Consider the following 8,149-nt stretch of genomic DNA (forward strand, 5'->3'; position numbering starts at 1 on the left):
TTTCTTGCGTGAGTGGCTTGACGGGGACGGCGGTTGGCGGTTAGCCGACCGCGCCTTCCATCTGGAGCTCGATCAGCCGGTTGAGCTCGAGCGCGTACTCCATGGGCAGTTCCTTGGCGATCGGCTCGACGAAGCCGCGCACGATCATCGCCATCGCCTCGAACTCGGTCATGCCCCGGCTCATCAGGTAGAAGAGCTGGTCGTCGCTGACCTTGGAGACGGTCGCCTCGTGGCCCATGGACACGTCGTCCTCGCGGACGTCGACGTACGGGTACGTGTCGGAGCGGGAGATGGTGTCGACGAGCAGCGCGTCGCACAGCACGTTCGACTTGGAGCCGTGGGCGCCCTCGCCGATCTCGACGAGCCCGCGGTAGGACGTACGGCCGCCACCACGCGCCACGGACTTCGACACGATGTTGGAGGAGGTGTTCGGCGCCATGTGGACCATCTTGGAGCCGGCGTCCTGGTGCTGGCCCTCGCCCGCGAAGGCGATGGAGAGGGTCTCGCCCTTGGCGTGCTCGCCCATCAGGTAGACGGCCGGGTACTTCATGGTGACCTTGGAGCCGATGTTGCCGTCGATCCACTCCATGGTCGCGCCCTCGTACGCCACGGCGCGCTTGGTGACCAGGTTGTAGACGTTGTTCGACCAGTTCTGGATGGTCGTGTAGCGGCAGCGGCCGCCCTTCTTGACGATGATCTCGACCACCGCGGAGTGCAGGGAGTCCGAGGAGTAGATCGGCGCCGTACAACCCTCGACGTAGTGGACGTAGGCGTCCTCGTCGACGATGATCAGCGTCCGCTCGAACTGGCCCATGTTCTCCGTGTTGATACGGAAGTAGGCCTGGAGCGGGATCTCGACGTGCACGCCCTTGGGGACGTAGATGAACGAGCCGCCGGACCACACCGCGGAGTTCAGCGACGCGAACTTGTTGTCGCCGACCGGGATGACGGTGCCGAAGTACTCCTTGAAGAGCTCCGGGTGCTCCTTCAGCGCGGTGTCGGTGTCCATGAAGATGACACCCTGCGCCTCGAGCTCTTCGTTGATCTGGTGGTAGACGACCTCGGACTCGTACTGCGCGGCGACACCGGCGACCAGGCGCTGCTTCTCCGCCTCCGGGATGCCGAGCTTGTCGTACGTGTTCTTGATGTCCTCGGGCAGGTCCTCCCAGGACGCCGCCTGCTTCTCCGTGGAGCGCACGAAGTACTTGATGTTGTCGAAGTCGATGCCCGACAGGTCCGAGCCCCAGTTCGGCATGGGCTTCTTCTCGAACAGGCGCAGGCCCTTGAGACGGAGCTTGGTCATCCACTCCGGCTCGTTCTTCTTCTGGGAGATGTCGCGGACGACGTCCTCGTTGATCCCTCGCTTGGCGGAGGAACCGGCCACGTCGGAGTCGGCCCAGCCGTACTCGTACGTGCCCAGACCCTCGAGCTCGGGGTGGGCAGTCTCCTCGATGGGGAGCGTCATGCGGGGTTCCTCCCGGCGGTGCTTGCAGATGCGTCAGATGCGGTCTTGGAAATCTTTGGGATGAACGTCGTGCATACGCCGTCGCCGTGGGCGATGGTCGCCAGCCGCTGCACATGAGTGCCGAGCAGCTGCGAGAAGATCTCGGTCTCCGCCTCGCACAGCTGCGGGAACTGCTCGGCCACATGCGCGACCGGGCAGTGGTGCTGGCAGAGCTGCTCGCCGACCGGTGCGCTACGCGCCGTAGCAGCGTACCCGTCCGCGCTCAGGGCCTTGGCGAGCGCTTCGGTGCGCTTGTCGGGGGCGGCGGACTGTATGGCGGCGCGGTATGAGTCCGCCTGTGCGGCGATCCTGGCGCGGGCGAAGGCGACAACCGCCTCGTCCCCGCCCTCACGCTCGGCGATCCACCGCAGAGCCTCCGCGGCGAGCTTGTCGTAGGACTGGTCGAAGGCGTCCCGGCCGCAGTCGGTCAGGGCGAACACCTTGGCGGGGCGGCCGCGCGTACGCGCTCCGTAGACCCGCTGCTCACGTGCTTCCACGACGTCGTCGGCGACAAGAGCGTCGAGGTGACGGCGTACGGCGGCCGAGGTCAGTCCCAGCCGTCCGGCCAGGTCGGTCACGGTCGACGGGCCGTGGTCCAGGATGGAGCGCGCGACCCGGTTGCGGGTTGACCGCTCCCCGGTCGCGAGTTCCTCCTGCGGAGCCTCGCCAACGTTTTTCACAACGCTATTGTTGCGTAATTCCTCAGAGCCTGGCAAGCGGCGCCCGAGGCGCGGACGGTGCCGTGCATCACTTAGGCATACCTAAACTGACCTGCGGAAACGATCTTTGATCGATCAATTCAGTAGCCACGGACCGGCCCCTCCGGAACACTGCCGAACCATGCCGACACCCCCTCCCACCGGGCCACTCGTCACACGGGACACAGTCTCCGCACAGCTGCTCTCGCTGGGCGTCCGTCCCGGCGAAACCCTCCTGGCGCACTCCTCGCTCAGCTCCCTCGGCTGGGTCTGCGGCGGCGCGGTCGCGGTGGTCCAGAGACTCCTCGACGCACTCGGCCCCGACGGAACCCTCGTGGTCTCCACCCAGTCCGGCGACCTCTCCGACCCGGCCCTGTGGAGCAGCCCGCCGGTCCCTGAGGAGTGGTGGCCGGTCATCCGGGCGACGATGCCGGCGTACGACCCGCTGATCACCCCCACCCGCGGGGTCGGCGTGATCCCGGAGACCGTACGGACCTGGCCCGGCGCCCGGCGCAGCGCGCACCCCCAGACCTCGTTCGCGGCGATCGGCCCGCGCGCGGCGGAGATCACCGCCGGCCATGCGACGGACTGCCGCCTGGGCGAGCGCAGCCCGCTGGCCCGGCTGGAGCTGCTGGACGCACGGGTGCTGCTGCTGGGCGCGGGGTACGACGCGTGTACCGCCTTCCACCTGGCCGAATACCGGATCCCGTCGCCGCTGGTCGAGGTGGGGCGGCCCGCCGCGGACGGCTGGGAGGAGGTGACGGAGGTGTCGATCACCTCCGAGCGCTTCGACGAGCTGGGCTCCGACTTCGAACGCGACCGTCCTGTCGTACGGGGCCGGGTGGGCGCGGCCGAAACCCGGCTGTTCCCGGTGGCCGACGCGGTGGCGTACGCGGAGCGGTGGCTCGCGCTGCACCGGCCGAGGGAGCCGTACGTGGATGCTGCCCCCCGCGCCCGGAAGCCCCGGAGTCGTCCCTAGACTTGCTCCTCATGCGAAGCGAGCCCGTGGTCCAGGTCCAGGCCTTGGTGATGAGGTACGGCAGGAAGACCGCGGTGGACGGCCTCGACCTGGTGGCCGAGCCGGGCATCACCGCCGTCCTCGGCCCGAACGGCGCGGGGAAGACAACCACGGTCGAGACCTGCGAGGGCTACCGGAAGCCGGACTCCGGCACGGTGCGCGTCCTGGGCCTCGACCCGGTCCGGCAGGCCGGAGAGCTACGCCCACGGATCGGCGTCATGCTCCAGTCCGGCGGCGTCTACTCGGGCGCGCGGGCGGACGAGATGCTCCGCCACGTGGCGAAACTCCACGCGCACCCGCTGGACGTGGACCCGCTCGTGGAACGGCTCGGCCTCGAAAGCTGCGGCCGTACGACCTACCGGCGGCTGTCGGGCGGCCAGCAGCAGCGCCTCGCACTGGCGATGGCCGTGGTCGGCCGCCCTGAGCTGGTCTTCCTCGACGAGCCGACGGCGGGGCTCGATCCGCAGGCCCGCCTGGCCACCTGGGCCCTCGTCCGCGATCTGCGCGCCGACGGTGTCTCGGTCATCCTCACCACGCACCACATGGACGAGGCCGAGCAACTCGCGGACGACGTCTCGATCATCGACGCGGGCAAGGTCATCGCCCAGGGCTCCCCCGAAGAGCTGTGCCGCGGGGGCGCCGAGAACACCCTGCGCTTCAGCGGCCGTCCAGGGCTCGACGTGGCCTCCTTGCTGAAGGCCCTCCCGGCGGACAGCACAGCGGCGGAACTGACACCCGGCGCCTACCGGATCGGCGGCAAGATCGACCCTCAGCTGCTCGCGACGGTCACGTCCTGGTGCGCCCAGCACGGCGTGCTGCCGGAGAGGATCTCCGTCGAACGCCACACCCTCGAAGACGTGTTTCTGGAACTCACCGGCAAGGAGCTGCGTTCGTGACCACCGCCACCGCCGGTACGTACACCCCGAAGCCCGGGGCCGCCCCGCTCCCCCGGATGATCGCCGCGCAGGCCGTCCTGGAGACGAAGATGCTGCTCCGCAACGGCGAACAGCTCCTCCTCACCGTCGTCATCCCCACGCTCCTGCTGGTCCTGTTCAGCGCGGTGGACATCGTCGACACCGGTTCCGGCAAGGCGGTCGACTTCCTGACCCCCGGCATTTTGGCACTCGCCGTGATGTCGACGGCGTTCACGGGCCAGGCGATCGCGACGGGCTTCGAGCGCCGCTACGGCGTCCTGAAGCGGCTCGCCGCCTCCCCGCTCCCCCGCTGGGGCCTGATGACCGCGAAGACGGCATCGGTCCTGGTCACGGAGATCCTCCAGGTGATCCTGGTGACGGTGATCGCCCTCGCGCTCGGCTGGTCACCGCACGGCAACCCCTTCGCCGTCCTGCTCCTCCTGATCCTCGGCACCGCCGCCTTCTCCGGCCTCGGCCTGCTGATGGCCGGCACCCTGAAGGCGGAGGCCACCCTGGCCGCCGCGAACCTGGTCTTCCTGCTGCTCCTGGTCGGCGGCGGCGTGATCGTCCCGCTCGACAAGTTCCCCTCCGGCGCCCAGGACGTCCTCGCCCTGTTGCCGATCTCGGCCCTGTCGGACGGGCTGCGGGACGTGCTGCAGCACGGTGCGGGGATGCCATGGGGTGACCTCGGGATCCTCGCGGTGTGGGCGGTCGTGGGGCTGGCGGCAGCGGGGAAATTCTTCCGCTGGGAGTAGGTATGGGGCCCTCGTGAAGGCGTGCACAAGCGGCCCCCTACGATGGTGCGCGTGCCCAATCTGACCCGAGCCGACGCCCTCCGTGCGGCGCGCAACCCGCTCGCCTTCATCGCCGAACGCTGGACCCCGACCGCCCGGACGGTCCGGCGTGCGACTCTGGCCGCGCTCGTCATGTCGGTGGTGATCGTGGTCACCGGCGGTGCCGTACGGCTGACCGGGTCCGGGCTCGGCTGCCCGACCTGGCCCAAGTGCACCGACGACTCGCTCACCACGACGAGCGCGATGGGCGTCCACGGCGTCATCGAGTTCACCAACCGCATGCTGACGTACGTGCTGTGCGCGGCGGTCGGCTGGGCGATCATCGCGGCGCGCTCGCGGAAGCCGTACCGGCGGAGCCTGACCCGGCTGGGCTGGGCGCAGTTCTGGGTCGTCATGAGCAACGCGGTACTCGGCGGCATCGTCGTACTGGTCGGCCTCAACCCGTATACGGTCGCGGCCCATTTCCTCCTCTCCACCGCCCTCATCGCCGTCGCCACCCTGATGTGGCACCGCACCCACGAGGGCGACGGCGAGCCGCGCCCCCTCGTCGGCAAGCCGGTGCAGCAGATGGCGTGGGTCCTGGTGGTCACGACCGTCCTGCTGATCGCCCTCGGCACGGTCGTCACCGGCGCGGGCCCGCACGCCGGCGACTCAAGCGAGGTGGAGCGCATCCCGCTGAACTGGGAGAACGTCACCAAGGTGCACTCCGTCCTGGCGTGGATCGTCGTGACGCTGACCTTCGCCCTGTGGTTCGTCCTCAAGGCCGTCGACGCCCCCAAGGGCCCTCTCGACCGCACTCGCGACCTGTTCCTCATCCTCCTCGGCCAGGGCGTCATCGGTTACGTCCAGTACTTCACGGACCTCCCCGAAGCCCTCGTCGGCCTCCACATGTTCGGCTCCTGCCTGGTGTGGATCGGCGTCCTGCGGGTCCTGCTGTCGCTGCGCGAACGGCCCGAGAACGTGGCGGAAGTACCGGGTCCCGCCACGGAATCGACCCTCACGCGCGCGTGAACCCCTCGTACGTGGCGACCAGTCCGTCGATGGCGGGCCCCAGGTAGCCCCTGGTGAGCTCCGCCCGGCGGGCCGGCCACTCGTCGGTGTGCGGCGCCGGATCGCCGTACCGCCGTCTCCTGATGTCCTCGACCACATCGAGCGGCGCGCCGAGTTCCGGCAACAGGTCCAGGGCTTCCCTCTTGGAGATCAGCCGGACGGACCCAGCGGGTGTCAGGTAGCTGCAGTGCAGCTTCACGGCGAGCGGCTCGTCGACACGCAGCCGTCGGTGCAGTCGGACCAACTCCCGCACGGTGCCCGACGGCACGGGATCCTCCAGGACGGCGATCAGGTCGAGGTCGCTGCGTCCCTCCTGGTAGTCGCCCCCGGCGAGCGAGCCGTGCGCCCATACGGCGACGGGGGCGAGGGCGCGCAGCTCGGTGAGGAAACGGTCCAGCAGGCGGGCCGTGGCGGCGTCGGTCTCGGTCATGGGATCAGAGTCTGGTGGGCTCACTCCACCCCGTACACCCGGCGTGCGTTGCCCGCAGCGATGAGCCCCGCCACCCGTTGTGCGTCCGCCAGCGACCAGGCGCCCTCGGCGACCCAGGTGCCGAGCACTCGGGCGAGCGCCTCACGGAACAGCTGTGCCCCGACCACATGGAGTTCGGGCAGCCCGTGTGCGCCACTGGAGAAGAGGAGCTTGCCGAAGGGGGCCAGTTCCAGGATCTCCGAGAACACGGCCGCGGCCCGCGCCCCGGTGCGGACCAGCGCGGCGCCCAGATCGGCGTACACATGCGGGAAGACGCCGGCGAGGTGCGCCGCGTGCCGGTGGTAGGGGTAGCCGTGCAGAAGGACCAGGTCGGTGCCGAGTCCGGCCGTGGCGCGGGCGAAGTCGGTGAGCAGGACGGGGTCGGTGCGGTCGATGCGCAGGCCCGGTTCGCCGAGTCCGGCATGGAGCTGGAGCGGCAGTCCTGAGGCGACCGCGATCCACAGCAGGTGCCTGAGCAGCACCGGGTCGCTGAGCGTCCCGCCCACCGGGCGCCGCGCGAGCCAGCGCCCCGCCGCACCCCGTACCTCTCCCGGCCCGGGCGGCTCGGGCGCGAGGGCCAGACCGTGCCGTACGCCCGCCACGGAAGTGAAGGCCACGGCGTTCGCGGCGGCGCCGTGGACGGACTCGGCGAGATTGGCGAGAAAGGACTCGACCGTGCCGGAGGTGTCCGCGACCTGTTCGGCCAGCAGCTCCAGGCGGACGATCTCGTGCGCCTCGGCCGCTCCGGTGGAGGCCATTTCACCGGGGCCGGTCAGATCGCCGGGCAGCCCGGTGTCCACGAGATACGTCGTGATGCCGCTCCCGCGCAGCAGCCTGCGCCCCGACTCCAGTACGCCCAGTTCGCGCCGCCGGGCGAGATAGCGGGCGGGCGGGCAGTGCGGCTCCAGGCCCAGCAGGGGCGGACACCAGCGGCGCACCGCGAACCCGGTCTGGGTGTCGAAGAAGGTGGTGCCCGGGGCGGGCGGCCCTTCGGTCCTGGCGAGGTGGGCCTCGAAGGTGCCGAGGCCCAGCTCCGTTCGCAGTACGCCATGGCAGTACTGGTCCACCAGGGACGGCGTTTCGATCATCCGGACTCCCCGTGACTGGACCGTGCCTTCTCAGGTCCTAACGGGTCAACCGGGTATCAGGTGTTGCTTGCACACACGCCGTGCGAAGAGCCGACGGTTGTCGGCCTCTCCGGGGCGCTCGATCGTCAGGCGTTACGCGGGCCGCCGAGCTGGATCCCCGCCATCCGCTTCCACTCGTACGGCCCCGTCCTCACCTTCGCCGCGAACTCCCCGTCGAACTCCTCGTGAACAGTGATTCCGGCCCTCTTCACGGCCTGCTCGGCGATCGCGTACGTGGGGGTCACGACGTCGCCCCAGCCGCCGTCCGCACCGACCAGCACGATCCGGGCGCCGCGCTGCCCGAGGTACTCCAGATGGCCCTCGGCCCCGCCGTGCTCCTTGGCGAAGGCCGCGATCCGCTTGGCGAACCTGGCCGCCCTGCGCTCGGCCTTGGCGTCCTGGACGGCGCCGGTGCTCTCGTCAACCTGCTGGGTGTCTGCCATGACCAGGATGCTACCGACGGGTAGATCAAACGGCGACGGGCGGGGGGGGGGGGGGGGGGGGCCCCCCCCCCCCCCCCCCCCCCCCCCAAAACACCCCCCGCCGCGGGGGGACACCCCCCCCCCCCCCCACAC

The 8,149-nt window shown here is 70.1% G+C and carries 9 protein-coding genes; 4 read left to right on the forward strand and 5 right to left on the reverse strand.

The window, feature by feature from the left end:
• Positions 1 to 40: 40 nt before the first annotated feature.
• Together sufB and ACFYPC_RS17680 are read right to left on the reverse strand one after the other, a co-directional pair.
• Complete coding sequence (sufB, locus tag ACFYPC_RS17675) at positions 41 to 1,465, reverse strand: Fe-S cluster assembly protein SufB (RefSeq protein ID WP_385737586.1); 1,425 nt, start codon at positions 1,463 to 1,465, stop codon at positions 41 to 43.
• Positions 1,462 to 2,184, reverse strand: coding sequence for a helix-turn-helix transcriptional regulator (locus ACFYPC_RS17680; RefSeq protein WP_388676636.1), 723 nt, complete (start codon positions 2,182 to 2,184; stop codon positions 1,462 to 1,464). Before ACFYPC_RS17680 ends, sufB begins: the two co-directional genes overlap by 4 nt.
• Before the next feature lie 160 nt (positions 2,185 to 2,344).
• Between ACFYPC_RS17680 and ACFYPC_RS17685 the strand changes: the two genes are divergently transcribed.
• From ACFYPC_RS17685 to ACFYPC_RS17700, 4 genes are read left to right on the forward strand one after another with little or no spacing between them, the layout of a single operon-like run.
• Positions 2,345 to 3,181: an aminoglycoside N(3)-acetyltransferase gene (locus tag ACFYPC_RS17685; RefSeq protein WP_388676639.1), complete on the forward strand. Its 837-nt coding sequence runs from the start codon at positions 2,345 to 2,347 to the stop codon at positions 3,179 to 3,181.
• Between the two features lie 11 nt (positions 3,182 to 3,192).
• Entirely contained in the window at positions 3,193 to 4,116 is a 924-nt protein-coding gene (locus ACFYPC_RS17690; protein WP_388676642.1) for an ABC transporter ATP-binding protein, read from the forward strand.
• A gap of 56 nt (positions 4,117 to 4,172) precedes the next feature.
• On the forward strand, positions 4,173 to 4,889 hold the full coding sequence (locus ACFYPC_RS17695) for an ABC transporter permease (protein ID WP_388677285.1): 717 nt from the start codon (positions 4,173 to 4,175) through the stop codon (positions 4,887 to 4,889).
• Between the two features lie 42 nt (positions 4,890 to 4,931).
• Positions 4,932 to 5,939, forward strand: a complete 1,008-nt coding sequence (locus tag ACFYPC_RS17700) for a heme A synthase (protein WP_388676645.1) — start codon at positions 4,932 to 4,934, stop codon at positions 5,937 to 5,939.
• Here the strand turns inward: ACFYPC_RS17700 and ACFYPC_RS17705 are convergent.
• From ACFYPC_RS17705 to ACFYPC_RS17715, 3 genes are all read right to left on the reverse strand, one after another.
• Positions 5,926 to 6,408 (reverse strand): nucleotidyltransferase domain-containing protein, encoded by a 483-nt coding sequence (locus ACFYPC_RS17705; protein WP_388676648.1) that lies wholly within the window; start codon positions 6,406 to 6,408, stop codon positions 5,926 to 5,928. The genes ACFYPC_RS17700 and ACFYPC_RS17705 overlap by 14 nt on opposite strands.
• Positions 6,409 to 6,428: 20 nt before the next feature.
• On the reverse strand, positions 6,429 to 7,535 hold the full coding sequence (locus tag ACFYPC_RS17710; protein ID WP_388676651.1) for an amidohydrolase family protein: 1,107 nt from the start codon (positions 7,533 to 7,535) through the stop codon (positions 6,429 to 6,431).
• A 125-nt stretch (positions 7,536 to 7,660) separates the two neighbouring features.
• The gene (locus ACFYPC_RS17715) at positions 7,661 to 8,017 is read right to left on the reverse strand and encodes a hypothetical protein (protein WP_388676653.1); all 357 of its coding nucleotides are present in this window, start codon (positions 8,015 to 8,017) and stop codon (positions 7,661 to 7,663) included.
• Between the last annotated feature and the right edge of the window lie 132 nt (positions 8,018 to 8,149).

Source organism: Streptomyces sp. NPDC005808, assembly GCF_042871385.1.
In the GTDB taxonomy this organism is placed as follows: Bacteria; Actinomycetota; Actinomycetes; order Streptomycetales; family Streptomycetaceae; genus Streptomyces.